General features: G+C 58.5%; 23 protein-coding genes and 1 pseudogene. 4 read left to right on the plus strand and 20 right to left on the minus strand.

Features of this window, described 5'->3' with window-relative positions; translation table 11 throughout:
* Positions 1–2: 2 nt before the first annotated feature.
* The 11 genes from EJ072_RS10270 to EJ072_RS10320 are packed head-to-tail and all read right to left on the minus strand — an operon-like array spanning position 3 to position 10,513.
* Complete coding sequence (locus tag EJ072_RS10270) at positions 3–1,007, minus strand: ABC transporter permease (RefSeq protein ID WP_126079590.1); 1,005 nt, start codon at positions 1,005–1,007, stop codon at positions 3–5.
* On the minus strand, positions 994–2,520 hold the full coding sequence (locus EJ072_RS10275; protein WP_245467273.1) for a sugar ABC transporter ATP-binding protein: 1,527 nt from the start codon (positions 2,518–2,520) through the stop codon (positions 994–996). Before EJ072_RS10275 ends, EJ072_RS10270 begins: the two co-directional genes overlap by 14 nt.
* Before the next feature lie 59 nt (positions 2,521–2,579).
* Positions 2,580–3,617, minus strand: a complete 1,038-nt coding sequence (locus EJ072_RS10280) for a sugar ABC transporter substrate-binding protein (RefSeq protein ID WP_126079592.1) — start codon at positions 3,615–3,617, stop codon at positions 2,580–2,582.
* Between the two features lie 53 nt (positions 3,618–3,670).
* Entirely contained in the window at positions 3,671–4,732 is a 1,062-nt protein-coding gene (locus EJ072_RS10285; RefSeq protein ID WP_245467274.1) for a sugar ABC transporter substrate-binding protein, read from the minus strand.
* A gap of 21 nt (positions 4,733–4,753) precedes the next feature.
* Positions 4,754–5,515 (minus strand): SDR family oxidoreductase, encoded by a 762-nt coding sequence (locus EJ072_RS10290; protein ID WP_126079593.1) that lies wholly within the window; start codon positions 5,513–5,515, stop codon positions 4,754–4,756.
* Complete coding sequence (locus EJ072_RS10295; protein WP_126079594.1) at positions 5,512–6,309, minus strand: SDR family oxidoreductase; 798 nt, start codon at positions 6,307–6,309, stop codon at positions 5,512–5,514. Before EJ072_RS10295 ends, EJ072_RS10290 begins: the two co-directional genes overlap by 4 nt.
* Entirely contained in the window at positions 6,299–6,748 is a 450-nt protein-coding gene (locus EJ072_RS10300) for a nuclear transport factor 2 family protein (protein ID WP_126079595.1), read from the minus strand. Before EJ072_RS10300 ends, EJ072_RS10295 begins: the two co-directional genes overlap by 11 nt.
* Before the next feature lie 33 nt (positions 6,749–6,781).
* Positions 6,782–7,819, minus strand: a complete 1,038-nt coding sequence (locus tag EJ072_RS10305) for a sugar ABC transporter substrate-binding protein (protein WP_126079596.1) — start codon at positions 7,817–7,819, stop codon at positions 6,782–6,784.
* Between the two features lie 56 nt (positions 7,820–7,875).
* Complete coding sequence (locus tag EJ072_RS10310; RefSeq protein ID WP_126083587.1) at positions 7,876–8,637, minus strand: SDR family NAD(P)-dependent oxidoreductase; 762 nt, start codon at positions 8,635–8,637, stop codon at positions 7,876–7,878.
* A 2-nt stretch (positions 8,638–8,639) separates the two neighbouring features.
* Positions 8,640–9,602 (minus strand): VOC family protein, encoded by a 963-nt coding sequence (locus EJ072_RS10315; protein ID WP_126079597.1) that lies wholly within the window; start codon positions 9,600–9,602, stop codon positions 8,640–8,642.
* Between the two features lie 29 nt (positions 9,603–9,631).
* Positions 9,632–10,513 carry a fumarylacetoacetate hydrolase family protein gene (locus EJ072_RS10320; protein ID WP_126079598.1) on the minus strand — a complete coding sequence of 294 codons (882 nt, stop codon included), beginning with the start codon at positions 10,511–10,513 and terminating at the stop codon, positions 9,632–9,634.
* Positions 10,514–10,643: 130 nt separating this feature from the next.
* Between EJ072_RS10320 and EJ072_RS10325 the strand changes: the two genes are divergently transcribed.
* On the plus strand, positions 10,644–11,297 hold the full coding sequence (locus EJ072_RS10325; protein WP_189343286.1) for a GntR family transcriptional regulator: 654 nt from the start codon (positions 10,644–10,646) through the stop codon (positions 11,295–11,297).
* A 14-nt stretch (positions 11,298–11,311) separates the two neighbouring features.
* Here the strand turns inward: EJ072_RS10325 and EJ072_RS10330 are convergent, their stop codons facing one another.
* The 5 genes from EJ072_RS10330 to EJ072_RS10350 all read right to left on the minus strand — a co-directional run bounded on the left by EJ072_RS10330 (position 11,312) and on the right by EJ072_RS10350 (position 15,168).
* Positions 11,312–11,902 carry a CGNR zinc finger domain-containing protein gene (locus tag EJ072_RS10330; RefSeq protein WP_126079600.1) on the minus strand — a complete coding sequence of 197 codons (591 nt, stop codon included), beginning with the start codon at positions 11,900–11,902 and terminating at the stop codon, positions 11,312–11,314.
* Positions 11,903–11,974: 72 nt separating this feature from the next.
* Positions 11,975–12,409, minus strand: a complete 435-nt coding sequence (locus EJ072_RS10335; RefSeq protein WP_126079601.1) for a nuclear transport factor 2 family protein — start codon at positions 12,407–12,409, stop codon at positions 11,975–11,977.
* Positions 12,410–12,547: 138 nt separating this feature from the next.
* Positions 12,548–13,567: a sugar ABC transporter substrate-binding protein gene (locus EJ072_RS10340; protein WP_245467275.1), complete on the minus strand. Its 1,020-nt coding sequence runs from the start codon at positions 13,565–13,567 to the stop codon at positions 12,548–12,550.
* A gap of 140 nt (positions 13,568–13,707) precedes the next feature.
* Entirely contained in the window at positions 13,708–14,298 is a 591-nt protein-coding gene (locus EJ072_RS10345; protein ID WP_126079603.1) for a TetR/AcrR family transcriptional regulator, read from the minus strand.
* A gap of 126 nt (positions 14,299–14,424) precedes the next feature.
* Complete coding sequence (locus EJ072_RS10350; RefSeq protein ID WP_126079604.1) at positions 14,425–15,168, minus strand: aldo/keto reductase; 744 nt, start codon at positions 15,166–15,168, stop codon at positions 14,425–14,427.
* 415 nt (positions 15,169–15,583) lie between these two features.
* Between EJ072_RS10350 and EJ072_RS10355 the strand changes: the two genes are divergently transcribed.
* A complete protein-coding gene (locus EJ072_RS10355) occupies positions 15,584–15,826 on the plus strand; it encodes a hypothetical protein (RefSeq protein WP_126079605.1) in 243 nt (80 codons plus the stop codon).
* A gap of 167 nt (positions 15,827–15,993) precedes the next feature.
* Here the strand turns inward: EJ072_RS10355 and EJ072_RS10360 are convergent, their stop codons facing one another.
* Positions 15,994–17,454, minus strand: a complete 1,461-nt coding sequence (locus EJ072_RS10360; protein ID WP_126079606.1) for a hypothetical protein — start codon at positions 17,452–17,454, stop codon at positions 15,994–15,996.
* 65 nt (positions 17,455–17,519) lie between these two features.
* The gene (locus tag EJ072_RS10365; RefSeq protein ID WP_126079607.1) at positions 17,520–17,927 is read right to left on the minus strand and encodes a hypothetical protein; all 408 of its coding nucleotides are present in this window, start codon (positions 17,925–17,927) and stop codon (positions 17,520–17,522) included.
* A 93-nt stretch (positions 17,928–18,020) separates the two neighbouring features.
* Here EJ072_RS10365 and EJ072_RS36365 point away from each other — a divergent pair.
* Together EJ072_RS36365 and EJ072_RS10375 are read left to right on the plus strand one after the other, a co-directional pair.
* Positions 18,021–18,168, plus strand: a pseudogene (locus EJ072_RS36365) (dihydrodipicolinate synthase family protein); the annotation flags it as partial.
* 310 nt (positions 18,169–18,478) lie between these two features.
* Complete coding sequence (locus tag EJ072_RS10375) at positions 18,479–18,916, plus strand: MucR family transcriptional regulator (RefSeq protein WP_126079608.1); 438 nt, start codon at positions 18,479–18,481, stop codon at positions 18,914–18,916.
* An 80-nt stretch (positions 18,917–18,996) separates the two neighbouring features.
* Here the strand turns inward: EJ072_RS10375 and EJ072_RS10380 are convergent, their stop codons facing one another.
* Positions 18,997–19,266, minus strand: coding sequence for a DUF2274 domain-containing protein (locus tag EJ072_RS10380; protein ID WP_126079609.1), 270 nt, complete (start codon positions 19,264–19,266; stop codon positions 18,997–18,999).
* Positions 19,267–19,278: 12 nt separating this feature from the next.
* A complete protein-coding gene (locus EJ072_RS10385; RefSeq protein ID WP_126079610.1) occupies positions 19,279–20,493 on the minus strand; it encodes a TrbI/VirB10 family protein in 1,215 nt (404 codons plus the stop codon).
* Positions 20,494–20,496 lie beyond the last annotated feature (3 nt).

Here is a 20,496-nt window from a genome sequence, read left to right on the forward strand (position 1 = left end):
CCTTATCGCCGAGTGCGCGCGTAGGCGTCCAGGGCAACGGCGGCGACCACGATCGTGCCCTTGATCACCAGTTGGTAGTTGGAATCGACGGCCAGCGAGTCGAGCAGGTTCGTCAGCACCGCGACAATCAGCAATCCGATGGCGCTGCGCCAGACAGCCCCTTCGCCGCCCATTAAGGACGTGCCCCCAATCACCACGACGGCGATCGCGTCTAGCGCCATCGTCGAGCCGATGTCCGCCTGACCGATCGAGAGGCGCGAGGCTATGATCATACCCGCAACGGCAGCGCATCCGCTGCAGATGACGTAGGAGGAAGCCCGGATCAGCACGGTGCGCAAACCGGCGAGCCGTGCTGCTTCATCGTTCCCGCCTATGGCGTAAAGGGAACGCCCATAGGTGGTTCTTGAGAGAACGACCTCACCAATACCGAAGACGAGCACCATGAGCCAAACACTGACCGGAATCCCGAGCACGGCACCACGTCCAAGCCAGGTGAAAGCCTGATCGGTCACGACGAAAGGTGAGGAGTTCGAATAGAGCAGCGCCAGACCAGAAAAGATCGAAGTCGTGCCGAGCGTCGCAACGAACGGATTGACGTTGAGCCGCGTTATCGTCAACCCGTTGATCAGCCCCCCGACCAAGCCGACCAATATGACCAATCCTGCCGCCAGCGGCAGGGACCAACCTGCGACCGCGAGACTAGCGAAGATGGTTGCCCCGGCAGCGTACATCGACCCTACCGACAGGTCGAAGCCTCTGGTGATCATAACAAGTGTCATTCCCACCGCGATGATGCCGAGTGGCGCATTCTGGCTAAGAATGTTGCGGATGTTCAACGGATCGAGGAAGCGAGGATAGAGAACCTGCGATACGAGAACGAGAACGGCCAACACAGCCAGCAGGCCGTACTTCATTGCGAGTTCGGCCCATGAGAAACGGGGCCTACGGATTTCGGTGGCGCCACCCAAGATGGGCTTGGCGCTGGTTGCTGAATTAGTGCTGAGCATGACGGCTTCCTTCTACGCCGAAGGCGCTATTTAGGATGGCATGGACGGAGAGCGGGGAGCGGGCGTGGTCGAGTTCGTCGACGAGCCTGCCCTCTGAAAGGACGACGACACGGTCGGCGACCGCGACGATTTCTTCAAGCTCAGAGGACACGATAATCACTGCGATGCCGCGCTCGGCGAAATCGCGTAGCGCGTCTAGTATTTCTGATTTAGCGCCGACATCGATGCCCCGCGTTGGCTCGTCGACCATGAGCACCTTGGGCTGTTCGTAGTCCCATCGGGAAAGCAGCACCTTCTGCTGATTCCCGCCTGACAAATTGCCGACTGGATCGCCTAGCCGGCGCGGATCAAGACCGAAGCGATCGGTCGATTTTCGACTGAGGCTTCTAAGTCTCGCTGCGTCCACGAACCCACTCTTGCGGACGCGGCCGTAGTTGGCCATTGCCACATTATCCATTGAGCTCATTCCAAGGACGAGGCCTTGAGTCTTCCGGTCCTCCGGAACCAAGGCGATACCGTAATCACGTGCAGTCCTCGGATCGGTGGGCCACGCGACTTCGCGTCCGGCAATCACGAACTTGCCGCGTGCGCGGGGCTCCATCCCAGCAATGGCGCGTAAGAACGTTGTTCGACCTGCTCCGACCAGGCCGCCGATGCCAAGGATTTCCCCGGCTGATACACTTAGAGCAAGATCCGTAACCGCTCCCGGAACCGTCAATCCACGAACTTTGAGCACCGGGCTGCCGACACTGGCGAGCGTGCGATTTCGTCGGTGATAGATGTCGCCCATCGCCTCGCCGAGCATTGACGCGACCAAGCCTTGCTTAGTCCATGATGCTCTCGGTTGCGTCTGCACCAAACGGCCATTGCGAAAGACAGAAATTTGTTCGCTGATACCAAGCACTTCATCGAGATTGTGGGATACATAGATCAGGGTGTGGCCTTGATCGCGCAGTTCGCGCATGACGTTGAACAACGCGTCGCGCTCTGGAGGCGCGAGTGCGGTCGTCGGTTCGTCGAACAGGATGATCTTGGAATCAGCCTGCAGCGCACGCATGATCTCGAGCATCTGCTGGTCGGCAACTGAAAGCTGGCGCGCCTCTCTCGCGGGATCGATACTTACCCCCAAGCGCGCGCAAAGATCAGAAAAGCGCCTATGCATGGCACGCTCCTCGAGAAAACCTCCGTGGGCCAGAGTCTGGCCGAGAAAGACGTTGGCTGCCGCGCTCAACGCAGGAACGATCGTCAGTTCCTGGTAGATCGCAGAGACGCCCTGTGCGCGAGCGGCGCGAGGATTGCCTAGATTTGCTTCCTCGCCGAATAGCAAGACGCGACCCGAGCTCGGCTCGATGCGGCCGGCTAGCACCCCGAGAGTTGTGGATTTGCCGGCGCCGTTCTGGCCAACGAAGGCGTGGATCGTCCCAGCGGCGATATCCAAACTGACCGGCTGCAACGCCACGACAGGGCCAAAGGACTTCGACACATCCAGAAGGGAAATAGCCGGTATGGACATCTGGTTAAACTCCATCGCGTGTTCGGCCGCGCGACATCGCTGCCGCGCGGCGGAACGATTCAGGGTGATTGCGGTTCATACGCGCCGACGTTGTCGAGCGTTACGATCCCAACCTCGCCGCTCTTCTGACCCGGTATGGGTGCATGACCGTCGTTCAAGATCACATGAGGCACGGGCTTTCCGGCACGAGCCTCGATAATCGCTTGGACTGCTGTCTCAGCCGCAGTCTGCCGATAAAACCCGGTGGTAGCCTTGATCCAACCCTTCTTCAGCGCATCCACCGACCATGCCGTGCCGCCAGCCTCGTAGACCTTGACCGTGCCAAGCTTGCCGGCCGCTTCGAGCGCGGGAACGGCACCTTTCGACATGTTGGTATAGGCCCCGACGATGATCGAAAGATCGGGATTTGCCTGCAGCATAGTCTGCGTCTTGATCTGATTATCAGGAGGTGAGTAGTCCGTCCGGTGCACAGCCACGACCTTGAAATCAGGATACTTGGCTTTCACCTCTTCGAGTGCCTTGTCGAAGGCGACGGTAATGGGATGCAGATTTGGTCCGGTCAGGATGCCAACTTTTTGCGGGCCGGGATTATCAGTCGCGGCCTTTTCCATCACAGCCTCGAACGCATTCGGCGTTTCGTTGCCGCCCACGTAGATGAGGGTTCCCGGTGACCAAAGCTCATCGCCCTCTTTGGATGAGCGTCCGCAAGCCGTGCCTGTAGCCTGTGCCACCAAGACATTGGCCGCCGGCGCCAGCTTAGTGACAGACTCGCAAACCTGACTGCCCTCCACCGGCACGACGATCCACGCGTTGTAGCCGTTGAGCAGCGCATTCTGCATCTGGTTGACTTGGGTGGCGACGTCGAAGCGAGCGTCGAACACGTCGAACTCGAAGCCATACTTCTTGGCCATGTTGCGCACCCCCGTCACCGTAGACTGGACGGCGCTGTTGGTGCCGATCTCAATGAAAAGCGCAAGCTTCAACGGCTGGTCGGTGTTGACGACGACCGGTTTAGGCAGTCCGACGTCAACCTGCACCTCTTTCGCGAAGGCCATTCCCGGTGTCGAGGCGATGCCTGCAATGAGCAGAACCCTCATTGTCGACCTCACGGCCTCGCCTCTCTGCTGCCATTGCCTGTTGAGCGCCCACATCACTCCACCTCCGGCTTGAAGGCGTCGACATTTCCTTTATCGATGAGATACGGATTGGTTGGAGGCTGTCCTTCGACCAGCGGCTCGCCGAGGTCGCCGATCGCGCGTGCTACTGCCTCACCGTTCTGGGCCTTCGCGATTGCCATTACCGCGTTGTAGGCGTTGGACTTCAGACGGTTGGCGCTGGAGACCGCGATCTTGCCCTCTTTCAGGGCTTCTACCGCCCAGGCAGTCGCACCGTTGTCGTAGATCTTGACCTTATCCAGTTTTCCCGCCTCCTCCAGGACTGGCACAAGACCCTTCGAGAGGTTCGAGAAGGCGGTATAGTAGAGCGTCATGTCAGGGTTTGCCTGGACCATTGGCCCTGCCTTCTCCAGGGCGCTTGGCGTCGAATAGTCCGTCCGGGCGATCGCCACGACCTTCACTTCAGGATACTTCTTCTTGAACATCGCAAGTGCGGCTTCATGGTTTTTCGTAATCGGATTGAGCTCAGGCCCGGTGATCACACCAAGTTTCTGGGGCCCTGGATTTTCCTTGCCCATCCGGTCCAATACCTGAAAGAAGGCGAGTGGCGTTTCTGCGCCGCCGACATAGGCAAGGGTTCCGGGTGACCAAAGCGCGGCACCTTCGTTCGCGCCGCGGCCACAGATGGACAGGACGGCCGTGACGACAAGGATGTTCTTTGCCGGCGCATCTTTCGTGGCGACATCGCACATGATGTTGCCTTCGACCGCCTTAAGCACCCAGGCGTCGTAGTCGCGCGCAAGGGCGTTCTGCAACTGATTGAGCTGGGTCACCGGATCGAACTTGCCGTCAAAGACGTCGATCTGCCATCCGAGTTTCTTGGCCGCTTCCGTTGCGCCGTCAATGCTGGCCTGCATGGCGCTATTGTTCGCGCCTTCCGAAAAGAAGGCGATCTTCAGCGGCCTGTCGTTGGCGAGTTGAACGGATTTACCTTGGCCGACATCCACGGCTGCCGGCTGCGCCAGGCTGGAGTTTGCGGCCATTGCTGCCGCAAGTGCCAAAGCCAGACCTGCCGTCCTTATCTTTTGTATAGTCATTCCCTTCCTCCCTTGGTTTGTTCATTGAGCCGTGTAGCCGCCGTCGGCTGCGATATCGGCTCCGGTGACGAAACTTGATTCATCGCTGGCCAGAAACAGCGCGACGCGTGCGATTTCGATTGGATCGGCTTGCCGCTTCATTGGGTGAGCATCGATAAGGTTACGGACATAGGCAGCCCCTTCCGCACTTTCCTCCATTGCACGTTGCGTCATCTCGGTGCGCGTCGAGCCAAGGACGACAGAGTTCGAGCGGATGCCGTTGCCCGCGTAGGTAACGGCGTCACACTTCGAAAGCAGCCGCACAGCCGCCTTGGTGCCGTGGTAGAGGGGGATGTCGGCATTGCCGATGACCCCGTAGGTCGACGAGATATTGACGACGCTCCCTGGCTGGCCCGCCGCCAGAAGGCCGGCGATCACGTGCTTGGTGCAAAGGAATGTGCCCTTCACGTTGACAGAGAAAACCGCGTCGAAGTCTGCGACCGTTGCCTCATGGGTAGGCTTTCCCGAACCCGCGATGGCGGCGGCATTTATCAGTACATCCGGCACGCCCCATTCAGCGGCAATGTTGGAGATCGCTGCCGAGATGACGCCTTCATCGGTGATGTCGACCTTGCAGTAGCGAACAGCAGCTTCTCCGAGAGCCGCCAGCGCGTCAGGGGCCGTATCCTTGCTGTCGAATATCGCGACTTTGGCGCCCTCCGACACGAAGAGCGCGGTGATCGCGCTACCGACCCCACCCGCACCACCGGTGACGATTGCTATCCTACCTGCCAGACGTTTCATCCTTGGGCTCCAAGCGATTCCATGATCGTGCGCTGATTGCCGATTGCAGCCATGAGCAGGAGCCCGCCATCGACGAAAAGCGTTATTCCGGTGGTGTAGTTGGCGTTCGGCGAGGCGAGATAGGCGATGGCTTCAGCCATTTCCTCGGGCTTGCCGGGCCGGCCAACGGGAAGTTCGGGACGCTTGCGTGCGCTTACGTCCTCACCTTCCTTGGCGCCGCTCATCGGCGTCGCCGTTTCTCCCGGCCCGATGGCGGCCACGCGGATACCGTGCGGCGCCAGATCAAGTGCCATGCACTTTGTGAGCATACCGACGCCGGCTTTGGACGCACAGTACGCGGCTCCGCCCTTGAGGGGCACGGCTTCGTGCACTGACGACAGATTGACGATACGACCGGCCGTGCCGGCGGCTACCATGTGATTGGCTATGATCTGGCCGGCAACGAAAGCGCCGGTGAGATTGCATGCGAGCACCCGGTTCCAATCGTCCAATTTAAGTTCCAAGAAGTCATCAAACGCGAGGGTGCCGGCGTTGTTGACGAACACATGTACGCCGTTCAACTCAGCCACAAGCGCATCCAACGCCGTGCGGATCGAGGCGGGATCCGTCTGTTCCATCTGTCGGACTGCAGCTTTGCGGCCGCTGGCTCGCACACGGCGCGCGGTCTCTTCCGCCCCGTCGACATTGCCTGCGTAAGTAATGCCGATGTCATATCCGAGATTGGCCAGATGTACTGCTGTCGCCCGGCCTATTCCTGAACTCGCGCCAGTGATGATTGCGATTTCATTGGGCATGCGTGTCCTCCCTGGTTGCGCGCATCGCAGGCAACATGGCCGCCGTGTCCCAATGGAACGGCCGCAGTTCCAGGATCCGGTTGTTTCGTACACGGAAGAACTGGAGCAGTGGCCAGTCGACCTTCCGGCCCGTCGGGCGCGACACCGCATAGACATGCGAGCGGCTGAAGATGACGTCTTCACCTGACGGATAGAATTGCGGATTTTTCACTTCCAGGGATGACCACTGGCGACCGAAAGCCTCCATCCATCCCTTGAAGCCGTCCGGCCCGCGCCATTCGCCGCCGTAAGGCAGGGAGCCTGGCTGGTGCAGCACGCATTCCGCGTCCAGGGTTTCAGCGATAATGCCGAAATCACCACCGCTGGGGGAAAGGTAGATCGTTTCTGCCTCGTAGAAACGCATCAACGTTTCAAAAGCCGCGTTCGTTGTATTGCTCATTGGCGTGCCGCTTCCCTGTCGGACATCATTTGGTCAGTCGGCCTCTGGCTGGTAGGCATCGACGTTTGAGGAATCGATGAATTGGACCAGCGCACCTTTGGTGATCGGCTTGCCTTCGTTTTGGATAACTCGCGGGACAGGTTCCCCGCGTTGCGCCGCGGCGATAGCCTCGATCGAAGCGGCGGCATTGGAACGAAGATAGAGAGCGGTCGTGAAATCGATGGTACCGGCCTTGACCGCTTGTTTTGCCCACGCCGTGCCGCCAGCGTCGAACACCTTCACATTTCCCAGCTTGCCGGCCGCTTCTAGTGCCTGAACGATGCCGCGCGTCATGTTGGAGTAGTGCGAGAAATACAGTGTGATCTCTGGATGAGCCGACACGATCGGCTGCGCCTTCTCGAAGGCTACCGGTGTTGACCAATCCGTCCTCGCTTTGGCCACCACTGACCAGTCCGGAGTTTCTGCGAGAAACCGCTGCAGCGCGGCCTCGAAGTTCAGCGTAATGGGATTGAGGTCGTTGCCTGTGAGGATGCCCACCTTCTGTGGCCCCGGCGCGAGTTCGCGGACTTTGTGGAGCACCTCCAGGAATGCGTCCGGAGTTTGTGTACCACCAACATAGGCGAGCGTTCCTGGGGACCACTGCGCCTCGCCTTCCTTTCCGGAACGTCCGCAGATCGGAAGCACCGCGTTGACGACAAGGATATTGCGCTGCGGCGCGGTAACCGACGCGGGCTCACACATGGTGTTGCCTTCGAGTGGTTTGACAATAAAAGCGTCATAGTCGCGGTTCAGAGCGTTCGCGATTTGGTTGCTCTGTTTGACGGCATCGAAGCTCCCGTCAAAAACATCGATCGCCCAGCCATGCTTGGCCGCGGCTTCCTTGGCACCCTCGATGCTTGCAGTCATCGCGGAATTGTTGGTGCCTTCGGAAAAGAAAGCGATCTTCAGCGGCCGATCTTTGGCGAGCTTGACAACCATACCGCCGCCCACGTCGACGTCGACCGTCTCCCCGGCATAGAGCGGTTGAACCCCAAAGATCCCGAGCGCCAAGGCACAGGCAATCAGCTTCATTGTATCCTCCCTCAACACAGATGCCTGGTCCTTGCCCGGTTCAGGCCACAACAGCCTCACTGGGCGGTCCAGCCGCCATCTACTTTCAGGCTTGTTCCCGTGACGAGCGCGGCGCCGTCGCTCGCCAGAAATGCAGCGGCTTCCGCCACGTCTTGCGGTACTCCAACCCTCCCCAGGGGTATTTTCGACATGACCTCTGCGCGGAAGCCGCCATCTTCGAACATCGGCGCGGTCATCGGCGTCTCGATGAAAGTCGGCGCAATGGCGTTAACCCGAATATTCATTGGCGCCAGTTCAATGGCCAGCGCCTTCACCAGCCCTTCCACCCCATGCTTTGATGCGCAGTAAGCCGTGCGGTTCGCCGCGCCCACGTGCCCCATCTGCGAAGTGATGTGGATCATGGCGCCGCCCTTGCCATGTGCAGCAATCTTGGCTGCCGCAGCCTGCGAGAGGAAAAAAGCTGCCTTCAGATTAAGCCCAAACAGCCTGTCGTAATGTTCCTCCGTCACGACAGCGATCGGCTCCGGGATGTTCAATCCGGCGCTGTTGATCAACACGTCTAGCCGCGGCAACGATGCGACCGCAGCACCAAGGGCCGTGGTATCGGTCACGTCGAGCTGCACCGATACGGCCTGGCCGCCGGCGGCCGCGATTGCCGTTTCGATCGCATGCAACTCCGATAATCGCCTGCCAACCAACACGACCGCGGCGCCTGCCTCAGCCACACGTATCGCGGTAGCTTTACCGATGCCGCTGGATGCACCCGCCACAAGTATGGTCTTGCCGCCGAGTGACGAATGGTGGGGCCCTGTCGACACCGTCAACGCCCCCGCAGCTCATGGTTCACCGCGAAATCGTCCGGCGGTGTCGGTCCCCAGATATAGAAGGCATCTTCGGCGTCGTGATCCCCTGCCCGCCATTCCATGTTCTTGGGAATGAAATCCATGTCGCAGGAGTACTCGGCATAGCTGCCCCAGGGATCACGCACATAGTGGAAGTAGTTGGATCCAAGGACATGTCGACCAAGGCCCCATCCACGGGAAAAGCCTTTGTCGGCCATCTGCATCGCGCCGAGGCCAATCGCATTCAGGCTATCGACTTCCCAACTCGTATGATGGATGCCCGGTCCAGTAGATCGTACGAACGCCACCAGATGGTGGTCGCTTCCATGACGACCGTGCAGGAAGGCAATCTCATTGCCGGTGCGGTCAGAAAGCGCGAGACCGAGAGCGCTTTCATAGAACTTCACGGCACGATCGACATCGGCCGTGAAAAGCAGCACATGCGACATGCGGTTAGGCCGCGTGGCAGGCGCGTTCCTTCGCGCAGGAGCACCGGCAACGCCCGGAGGAGAAGACTGAAACTGCCCATGGCCTTTGGTGTCCGGCGAAGACTTTGCCGCGACCTTGAGTTCGACCAATGTGCCGTCCGGATCGCGAAACCAGATGCCGTTGGATTCCAGTCCTCGCGGCGGATCGAGACGATGAACGCCCAGGTCGCCCAACCGTCGCGCAAACCGCGCTAGGTCTTGTTCGAAAATCCCGAAGGAAAGGTAGCCCAGCGACTTGTGCGGGCCCTCAGCAATGCGGCACCAAGTATGGCTGTGTCCGAACGTGCAAAGAGCAAGGCCGTTCCCATCCTGCCGCACATCCAGGCCGAAAGACGCATGAAACGTTTCCGCCTGAGCGAGGTCCGGAACGGAGAATGTGAAGCTGTCGAGTGAGTGAACACCGAGAACGCCACCCTCGGCATCACTTGCTATATATCCCCTTAAGGCTGTCATGTCGTCCTCCCGAGTGACCTGCCAAGTCTCTACGCCGCGCGCAGACCCGAAGCCTCGCCCTCATCGAGAATCCTGTTCCGGAGTAGCCCGACACGCTCTATCTCCACCTCGCAAATGTCCCCGGGCTTCATGTAAAGCTTTGGGTTGCGCGCGTGCCCGATACCGGACGGGGTGCCCGTCACGATCACGTCGCCAATCTCAAGTGTCACCGCCTCCGAAAGCGTGGCAATCAGCGTGGCGACGTCGAAAATCAGTTGATTGATCGACGCCGATTGCACGACCTCACCGTTGAGGCGAGTTTCGATTTGCAGTCCCGCCGCACCTTCTGGCAACTCGTCGGCCGTAACGAGATCCGGACCAAAGGCGCCCGTCGAATCGAAGTTCTTTCCGATCGTCCATTGCGGCGTCTTGAACTGATATTCCCGAACCGAGCCGTCGTTGAAGACTGAATATCCGAGCACGTGAGAAAGCGCGTCCGCTTTCGCTATGTGTCGTCCGCCGACGCCAATAACGACGGCCAACTCGCCCTCAAAATCGAGCGTATCCGAGACACGGGGGCGCACCATCGGAACATCGTGGCCCATCAGGCTCGACGCAAAGCGGGGAAAGAAGGTGGGATATTCCGGCTGCTTGTATCCGCTTTCGGCGGTGTGGTCGGAATAGTTGAGCCCTACGCAAACGATCTTCGGGGGCGTGCGCAGTGGAGGCAGCACCTCTACCGCAGCATCATCAAGAAGCGGCGCCTCACGAAGCGACCGAAAGGCCTCGATAAGGCCTTCGCGGCCCCGCGCTACCAATTGGTCGAGAGAACCTACATAACCTGTTTCGTTTTCAAACGCTCCTCGCCAGGCGTTGCCCACAAAGACACCTACGCCCAAAGCGCCGGAGCGCCGCAGTGACCTGAACCGCATATTAATTTCCTCTGGGAAAATCCTCTTGAAGCGAACCTAGTTGGAACAGGACAGCGAGTCAACAATAATATATTATCTTTGGCGTAAAAGGTTGGATATGGTCGTTTTCAAGCTTGGAATGGAGTCGCGGATGCAGCAGGAGCCGGCGAACAAGGCGTCCCTCGTCAGGGAGCGACTGCGCTTAGAAATCCTCCATGGCAGGCTTCTGCCGGGTCAAAAGCTCAATATCAGCGAATTGTGCGGGCGCCTCGAGGTGACTCTGCCCGCAGTTCGAGAAGCCTTGTCAGCCCTGCAAGGTGAAGGGCTCGTGGAACTGAAGGCGAAGAAGGGGTTCGAGGTGAGCCAATTTTCCTCGCAGGATTTCGCGGAGTTGACCCAAGCCCGCATCGAGATCGAATCAATCTGCCTGCGCCTGTCCATCGCATCCGGAGACGGAGCCTGGGAGGGGCGAGTTGAAGAGGCTTTGCGGCAGCTGCTCGCAACGCAGAGATATACGGACGAATTGCCTCCACAGATGAACGAGTCTTGGAGTGACCTGCATGCTCACCTTCATGAGGAGTTGGCGTCCGGCATGGAAAACAGGTGGCTTGCCGATACTAGGAGAGCGCTGTTTCGCCAGAGCGAACGGTTCCGGCGGCTTTCTGTGCCCATGGAGCGCAACACCCGCAACGTCGACGAAGAGCACCGCTCGATCGTCGCGGCGGCTTTGGCACGCGATACCGACCACGCGGTGGAGCTCCTGCGCCAGCACCTTCAGGCAACATACCGCATCGTCGCCGGCTGACAGGCGGCATCTGGTCAACTTGTGTGGCGATGGCGCGCGACGAAAGCCCGCTTCTTGGCCTTGTTGCCGCACCCCCTGCCATCGGTCGCGCACCAGATCCTGTTATTCGCGCGACTCAAGTCGAGAAAATACATGTTGCAGGTCGGATCCGCGCACCGCTTCACTCGGTCGAGATCGGTTCTTTCGCCAACCAGTTGCAGAAAGTCACGAGCAAGCGTCGAGAGTATAGACGGCACGAGGACGTCCGCATGCCAGGTCAGGCTGGCTCCCCCTTCCCCCAATTCAGGACGCAAGGGCGGTCGTTTGGCGGCCTGATTGAGCGCGTGAACATCCGCGCGATCGGGTGTGCGTCCAGCGACAACATCGGATAGCACGTGGACCATAACGTGGCGGAGAGCCTTTGCATCTGCAAGGTCCTCGTCTTTCAGAACGATATCTTTTACCGCGAAGCCAGCCGCCTCGATCCACCTATCCAGATCGTCGAGGGCGCCCAGCCGCTCGATGTCGCGATGTCCCCTCTCTCCCACAGTCGCGATGAAATCGAGCACAAGCCGGTTCGATCGGAAGCGGAATTCTAGATCGCCTGCGGAAATCTTGCGCGCCATGAGTAACCTGCTTAGATGGTTCCCTTTTAGCCGATACGCGCAAGGATGTCCACAACGCCAGCCCAGCCGGCCTCAGGTCCCGGGCGCGAGTCCCGCGGCGGAGACGTAGTCAGGTACGTGCCAGTAGAATGGACGAAACTCTGTGATGCGGCCATTCTGAACGGTCACGACCTGAGCCATAGGCGCATTGAGCACGTCACCGCTACGTCTTGCGCGGGTGACCAGTCGGCAAAGGATCACTACTTTGTCCTCGGCAACAAGAAACCGCGCGTCCTCAACCGATAACTGGTCGAAGGCGTCGCTCATCTTTAGCGACCATTCCCGGAATCCGGCATGCCCTCGATACTCGCCCCCCCAAGGCAAATCCGGCGATTGATGCAACTCGACGTCGGGATGCAGTGTGGATGCCATCTCGTCGAACGACGCACCTGCGGCCGCGCCGCCCGCGGCCATGTAGCGACGTTCGGCATCATAAAACGCATTGAGAACATCAATTGGATTGTCCATGGTTTTTCTTTCACAAGAAGGCGCGTCGTCCTGATCGCGAGCGAGAAGGCCCACAGCGCCAGTTGCATGGGATAATCAACGCAGGAGGGTCCAGGCGACCTAGCGCCGGGACCCGCGCTATGTGGAGTACAGAACTGCTCAGGGCGATTCAGGCACGTATCCGTTCACATTCGTCTTCGTGATGATCGCAACTTCACCGGGGGTTTGGCCGGGAAGCAGGGCATGTCCATCATTGAGGACGACATGGGGTACTGGTTTGCCGTCGAAGGCATCCACGAGAAGCCGCACAGCGGTCGCGGCGGCCGTTGCTCGATAGTAACCCGTCGTAGCCGAGATCGTGCCCGACTTGATCGCGTCCACCGACCATTTCGTTCCCCCTGCCTCGTACAGACGGACCTGACCAGCGCGGCCGGCAGTCTCCAGCGCCGCTGCAGCACCCTTCGACATATTGGTGTAAACGCCAACGATGGCATCAATGTCAGGCGCCACTTGAAGGATGTTCTGGGTCTTCTGTTGGTTCATCTCTGGTGAATAGTCGGTCCTATGCGTTGCCACCACTTGGACCTCCGGGTGTTCCTTCAGGACCTCGGCGACCGCCTTGTCAAAGGCCTGCGTTATGGGATGAATCTCTTGCCCCGTAAGAAGCGCGATTTTCTGCGGGCCGGTCTTGTCCTTGACCGCCTGCATAATCACTTTCTTGAAAGCCGACGGCGTTTCGTTACCGCCGATATAGGTCAACGTGCCCGGCGACCACAGTTGCTCGCGCTCGTTTACCGAGCGGCCACAGATCGACATCGTAACCACCGCAACTGGTATGCCGGCCTTGGGTGCCTCTTTGGCAGCCATGTCGCATACTTGGTTGCCTTCGATTGCCGCGACGACCCAGGCGTCATAACCGGCTAGCAGGGCGTTCTGCATCTGGTTTACTTGGCGGGCAATATCGAAGCGTGCATCGAACACATCGACCTCGATACCGTGTTTGGCCGCTTCTTCCTTAGCGCCGGTGACGGTGGATTGTACGGCCGAATTGGTCCCGATCTCTATGAACAGCGCAATCTTCTTCAGCCCGCCTTTTGTCACAGTAATGGGCTTGTCCAGTCCGACATCGACTTGCGTCTCCTCGGCCAGCACCGGCTGAAGTCCAGCAAGCAGAAGCAACGCCCCTGCTGCAATTGATCTCGATCTATTCGCGGTCAAATGTTCCTCCCAGAGTTGCTGCTAGTTTGATCCCCGAGGCAGCAGCAGCTTCAGCCGCTCGGGCCTATTGGACTGATCGGTCCAATGATAGTCAAAAAAATTTATCCGACTAGACGAGCGCACATCATGGGCCAGACATGACCGATGAAATCGGGCGAATTGCGCACCTTGGATTGCAGAACGGCCCCTGTCATCATCATGTACAAGTCCTGCGCGGCGACGCGAGCGTCATCTACCTTGAAACTCCCTGCCCTCACGCCAACAGCAACAGCCTTTTCCAGGAAGCCAATGATCCTGTCGAATACGCTTTCGACGACCGCGCGAACCTTCTCGTCGAGCGTGCTCATCTCAGCGGCCCCCAGAACATAAGGACATCCTAGAATCTTGCCGGTTAGCTCTTTCTGCCGGGCAAGGTCGACAGTCGTGATTGCGACGTAGGCCTTCAATTGCTCCTCGGCCGTCATCGATTCCTTGAACACCTGCGCATAGTCTGCCGCCACGCGCTTCCAGTGGAACTCGTAGGCAGCAACCACCAAATCCGACTTCGATGGAAAGAAATGATAGAGACTGCTCTTGCTTACTTTGGCGCGCTTGCAAACCATGTCGGTCGACACGTTGCCGACGCTGCGAGCCCAGATGAGGTCAAGCGTCGCTTGCAGAATTCGCTCTTGGGTCGTTTCAGCTTCAATCATCGATGCAATTTACATTGGACTGATCAGTCCAGTCAAGGGGGAGTTGGCGAGCGTTTTACGAGGAACTTTTAGATAATTTTCCGGGATGCAGAGTGGACTAAGGCGCGCCACAAAAATTGGCTCGTATCAGTTGGGTCGGCTGGTCGGAGCAGCCTGGTGTAGTAGGCCCGCCGCCTTGAGATCGGACCGAAGCGCATCGGGAACCGACACCTGAGAGATCGCAACGTTTTGCCTCATCTGTTCGACACTGCCGCCACCGGGAATGACGGGTATGATGTGCGGATGAAGTAGCGGGAAGTGGAATGCTGCACCTATCAGTCGCACGCCATGTCGCTCGCAGACGGCCTGGATCCTGCGGACACGATCGAGTATTTCGGGCGGAGCTTTGGCGTAGTTGTAGTATGCGCCTTCAATTGGCCCGGTTGCGAGAATCCCGGAATTGTAGGGTCCACCGATGACAACGCCGATGCCGCGCGCATCGCAGAACGGAAGGAAGCTATCGAGGGCCTCCTGTTCAAACAGTGTGTAGCGTCCGGGGACAAGGAAGATGTCGAAGTCGCCACGGTTTGCCACGGCCTGACTGCATTCGACGTCGTTCTGACCGCTGCCTATGGCCTTGGCCACTCCGTGCTCGCGGAGCCTCACCATCGCTTCATAGCCGCCCTCGTCGAAGAATTGGGCGATCTTGACTTGAAATGCCTCACGCGATCCATGTGTGAAGATGTCGAGATCGTGGACCATCAGGATGTCAAAGCGATCGATCCCCAGGCGCTCGAGGGAATCCTCGTCGTACGTGTAGTCGTAGGTCACTTCTCGGTTGGGCACCTCGTGCCAAAGGCCGGTCCCTTCACGCTTATCCGGGGCGGTCACGCGTAGCAGCCTGCCCACCTTTCCGCTTAACAAGCAGTCTGACTCGGCTTCTTGAATCGAGTTCGGCGAACTGCCACGCAACCCATTGGCGAACAACGATTATGTTAGTCGCTGAGGGACGGCCCTTACCACAGAAAATCAATAGCTTGCGGGTGGTTCGCCAATCATGTCCTCGTATGATTTTGTGTGGTCTGGCGAACTCATTTTAGGCACTTGGATTAAGACGGCGGCCGCAGCACGACGCGGAGCATATAGCAGCAAGTAGGTTGGTTGCGGGGACACGCAACCACCGACACCGACAATCACTGATCGTTTCGATTTGAGAACGCTAGGCCGCGCATCGCTACCTCTTGTCGAGATATAGCCATCGCCACAGCTTGAGATCATGAAGTGCTGCGCCGGCATTCTGGAGCCGATGACGATCTTCGAGGCCTTCGTCGCGGCCAGCGGCAAATCCAGCCAGGCCACCTCCAGCGCCCTCTGGGGCCAGTTTGCCGAAAAGACCGCCGATGTCATGACCGAAGGCCCGATCGGCTTAGCGATGCTCTGGGAATCCGCGTGGCCGAAGGCCGGCAAGACCGTGACCGGAAAGCCGAGACGCTCAAACGTAATGAAGTACGCGATCGCTACATGGACAAGAACTTCGTACCATCCCTAACATTGGAGGAGATCGGCAGGAATCCTGGCAAAGTAGCGCGCCTCTCGCTTGCCGATAAAGAAGCGAACAGCCGGCTGGACGTCATCACCGATCATCCCACCTCCGTGTGCCCGGATCTGGAGCTTACGCCTAGGCAAGTTGACCACAAGCAATCAGCATGCGGTGATTCAGAGCGAAATACATTGATGGCCTACGACCGACTCGACGGCGTCGCTCAATCGTGCCTTGCTCGCCTGGGAGAGAGCGAAATCCTGATCGAAAAAAATCTTCGAAATGACCATGTCTGCGATGTTGACGAACCCTATCTCCTTTTCCAGAAGATTCATCCGGTCAGAGAGCCTGACTATGCGCTCCTTGCCAACCACATTGGCAAAGAAACTCTCACTCAGCGGATCATCGAAAAGGTCATCGAGCTCGATCTCGGTTCCGTCTATCATGATCGCGGGGAGTGTAAGCTTGTAGGCATATTTGCTTTCGTACGCGCCGCGCATATGCATGGTGAGATCCTTGAACACCACATCATGCAGTTCCTCGCGTATCGACAGAAGTTCTTGCCAATATCGCAGTGTCATTACCATAGGATGACCCGATGGGAAGTGGCACGCCTGCGCTTCCATTTCCCGCGTTACCGTCTTGAAATACGCCGTTGCCAGGGCGACTCGATCAGCGATCGGCTTCTCGCACATAAGCCCATCGAAATAGGCTATGAGACCGTCTGAACTATGGATGCGTCCCTCCAGATCGTCCTTCTTGTCGAGGAGCTTGGCGCGTAGCTTGGCAAAGCGCAGAGACGGGCAGGTCTCAGGATCCATTGGTCCGGCACTAGGCGGACCGGAGCAGATCGCCCACAGTGCCATCGCTGATGCCAGCAGCAGCACGGCTGGACCCGAAATGTCGCCTTCACCGCCGCGCATCACCAGTGCATCGATAGGATCGAGCACTCTGTCGTACGGGGTATTCAATATATTCCTCTCATAAATATCCTGGCCCGTCCGGGACCCAAAACGGTCAATGATTGTGAGAAGCTGTGTGGCGACTGCACTTAATTCGAACACGTCGGAGGGGCTGAGATGTCCTGGGGGAAGAAATCCGTTCAGCAACATCCGGATGGACAACGCCGCTCTTGTGCAGACGAGAAAACCATTTGTCAGAGAGTCGCTATAAGATGACAAATCCTGGAGGCGTGGTAGGGAGAAATAAGGTATGTCGCAAATTTTGAGCTTTCCCGCGCCAAAGAAATCATCCAACTCCTCGATCTTCACCTGGCGCTTGTTGGGATCTGTGATTGCCCAATCGAGCAAGGGCAGCGGAAACAGCCCACCCGGAAACCGCGGGAAATGGCGCAACGTCTCAAAGGCATTGACCCCGAGGAAAAGTCGTCTTCGTGCCGCCTCGAGATAGGAAAAGGAAAGCAGCCAATCGTGAAAGTGGCGCAGTTCATGACCGACGCTGGTCTGAGTAAGAATGTCCTCACTGGTGAGGCCGGCACCAAAGAGATGCGGGCTCTTGCCCGTTTCGTACAACTGCAACATCCGGTGCAGGTTCAGGTACTGACCTTTTGTCTTACTGCGGAAACTTAGAGTCCCCGGACCGGGATGAAAGCTCCCCAGAGCAGAGCGGACATCCATGCTAACGTAACCAGGCGGCACGAATGCCGGGTCTGGCAGAATGTGCAACGGAGCCCGATGACTCGTCATTTGTCGGTTCGTGTTCTTTTCGATTTTATAGTGTGTTTCTTGCGCATATCCTTTGATGTTGAATCTGTTTTTTCCCTATATATATTGAACACTTTTTCCATTGCGCCGATTAAATTATCTTCACTCACATTTCCAATTTCAAGAGCAATCTCGCCAAATGGTCCTTTGAGGACAACATGCGCCTTGGGCTTCGGAACTGTCACCGAAGCAATCGCCGAAGTGAGCTTCTTGGCGAGTACAGGCATGGCAGCAACGCTCTTGAGGGTGAAGGCTATAGCCGCACTCACGCTGAGATCAGCGTTGAGTTTCACAATCTCACGGGTATCTTTCTTCTCGGCGGAAGAATCTGCGGCGAGCAACGCAACGCCAATATCCATATCGTCGGTAAGAACCGTTAGATTCATCGGAGCCCCCTCTGCAGATGTCACTTGGCTGCGTCCAGCAGATAGTAGAGTGTCCCGCCGAAAAACGCTACCCAACTAGTCAGTGCTCACTGGCAGGCTGGCGTGCCGGTGATCGTCGACACCGTCGCGGTCAACACCCAACGCCGTAGCGCATGCCGCCCATGCCCAGAAGGTCGACGCACGTGGTCTGATGATGATCCTGCGCGCCTTGACGCGCGGACCTTCGGCCACGGCGCAGCGCCGCCGGACCGGTAAGATAGCGTCGGAGTTTGAGGTGCCGGACTGCTGCCAGCTCCGGCACCGCCAGCCTCATTAGGCAACGCGGGGCACTATCTCCAGCTTGAGGCCTTTGACGACTCGCCTGCACCCCGGCGTTGGTCATCCGGCCGCGTGCTTTCGCTGCAATAATACCGCGGCATGCAGAAGAGTCAGACCAAACAAAAAGTGGGGCGATAGTTTCGGACTAGCCCATTTACCGGCTGAATGCGTTGGTTGCACATCCCGGGTTTGGGCGATATGAGCAGACTGGTTTTCAAACTAGGAGCATAACGATGTCCGAAGAAGCCAATAATCTCATCGAGCTCACTGCGGATATCGTTTCCGCCTATGTCCAGAAGAACGCGATTCCAGTGTCTGGATTGCCCGATTTGATAGCGAGCGTGAATTCGGCATTGTCTAATATTGGCCGGAACACTCCGGAAGAAGCACCTGCCCCAGAGCCGGCAGTGAATCCGAAGCGATCCGTGTTCCCGGACTACCTCATCAGTCTTGAAGACGGGCAGAAATACAAGTCGCTAAAACGCCATCTGGCAACCCGGCACGGCATGACGCCCGATGAATACCGGGCGAAGTGGGGACTGGCCAAGGACTATCCCATGGTCGCCCCAAACTATTCGGCGACCCGATCAGCGCTCGCGAAATCGTTGGGCCTCGGAAGGAAGGCCGCTCCGGTCAAGAAGCCTCCTTCGAAACGTAAGGCGAAAGCCTAACCTGTATTCTGACGGACCGATCGCAGAGGCTGAAGGCAGCGTGACCAGGTTCAAGCCTGCCCTCCTCGGTACAGCCCGCGCTACGCATGGTCTGCCGATTGCCGTCGCGGTTTATCCGAAGCGCCGGCGGCCGGCAAACCATCCTTTCTGGCCTTGGCAAACGCTCGGTCGCCCTCCAAAAATCCGGCCAGCATGAATGGAATGAGCTCAGCCACGGTCTCAGCCTCACCATAGGTCTGACGATAAAGCGCCGCATAGTCGCTCAGGGCCTGGTTGAGGTCAGCGCTAACGGTGATAGTGATCTTCGAAGGTGTCCGATCGGGAAGCTTTCCTAATTTCAGGTTTGCCATAAGCTCTCCTTTTCAGCCGGCGTACGGCTGAAGCACGATGTCCTTGTGTACGATCACGCGCAGCGGCCAACCGGGACGGACCGTGATTGTCGGCTGAATATTGAGGTTCTTTTCGGTGATGCGCTGACCTGCTTGGCTGACGTTCTGCTGAGTGGATTGGCGGATTGCCTTGACGAGGTCGCTCTCATTTTCCCCAAAGCTCAATTCGGTGCCGACGCCCAGCAAGGTTGCTAGAGCCACGCCTTTGATCAACTGGCAGGTGTGGAAATCCACCTTGTCCTCCAGCCCCGCATAACCGGCGGTGTCTGTCGCCGGCAGATTGTCGATTTCGATCGAGGAGCCGTCGGGCAGGATTATTCGCTGCCAGACCAGCAGTGCGCGCTTCTGTCCAAATGCGACGACGCTGTCGTAGGTGCCGATCAGGCGCGAGCCTTGTGGAATGAGCAAGGTGCTGCCGGTTACGGTGTCGTGCACATTCTCGGTGACCTGCGCAATGACCAGACCGGGCAAATCCGAATTGATCCCTGTGATGAGGCTGGCGGCGATCACGCTGCCGGCCATGATCTGATAGGGCGAAGCCGGCGTCTGCAGCGCATGCGGATTGTAGATCCCGCCTGTGCTCCGTTGGCTGATGAAATCCAGCTTGCGCTGTTGGTTGTTCTGGTCGCCCTCGGCTGGTGCGACCGAAGCTGATGCGGGTGTCGCCCCGGCTTGCGGGAGCGCTTCAAATGGCTGCTGGACAGACTTTCCGCCGCCCGCGACTTCTGTCTGCTTGGATCGGTTGTCGATCCCGAACATGACTTGCGACTCGCGTGCCTCGATGGCTTGCTGGGCGAGGCGCTGCTCCTCGGCGGACGTCTCCTGCCCCGGCGCGATACCGAGCTGGCGTTGCCGCTCAAGAATGGGACGACCCAGATCGCCCGGTAGTGGTGGCCCGAGCACGGGCGCCTTTGGCTTGAGCGTGGAATAGTCCTTGGGCAAGCTATCGAGTCCCTCAGCTGTCGGCTTGCGCTCGGTGTTATAGCGGTCTTCCGTCAAGCCTTGGATGCGCAGAGCTGGCCCCCTCAGCGCGATCATGGTGATGCCGAAGATTGCACCGGATCCGACTGCGGCGATCGCGATGATTACGCCGCGCCTGAACCGCACCGCACGGCGGGGCGAAGCCCGCAACTGCAGCTGCTCGGGATCGAGTTTCGGCGGAGCGGCGGAACGGGACGTGTCGGTCATATG

This window comes from Mesorhizobium sp. M2A.F.Ca.ET.046.03.2.1 (genome assembly GCF_003952425.1).
Classification (GTDB): domain Bacteria; phylum Pseudomonadota; class Alphaproteobacteria; order Rhizobiales; family Rhizobiaceae; genus Mesorhizobium.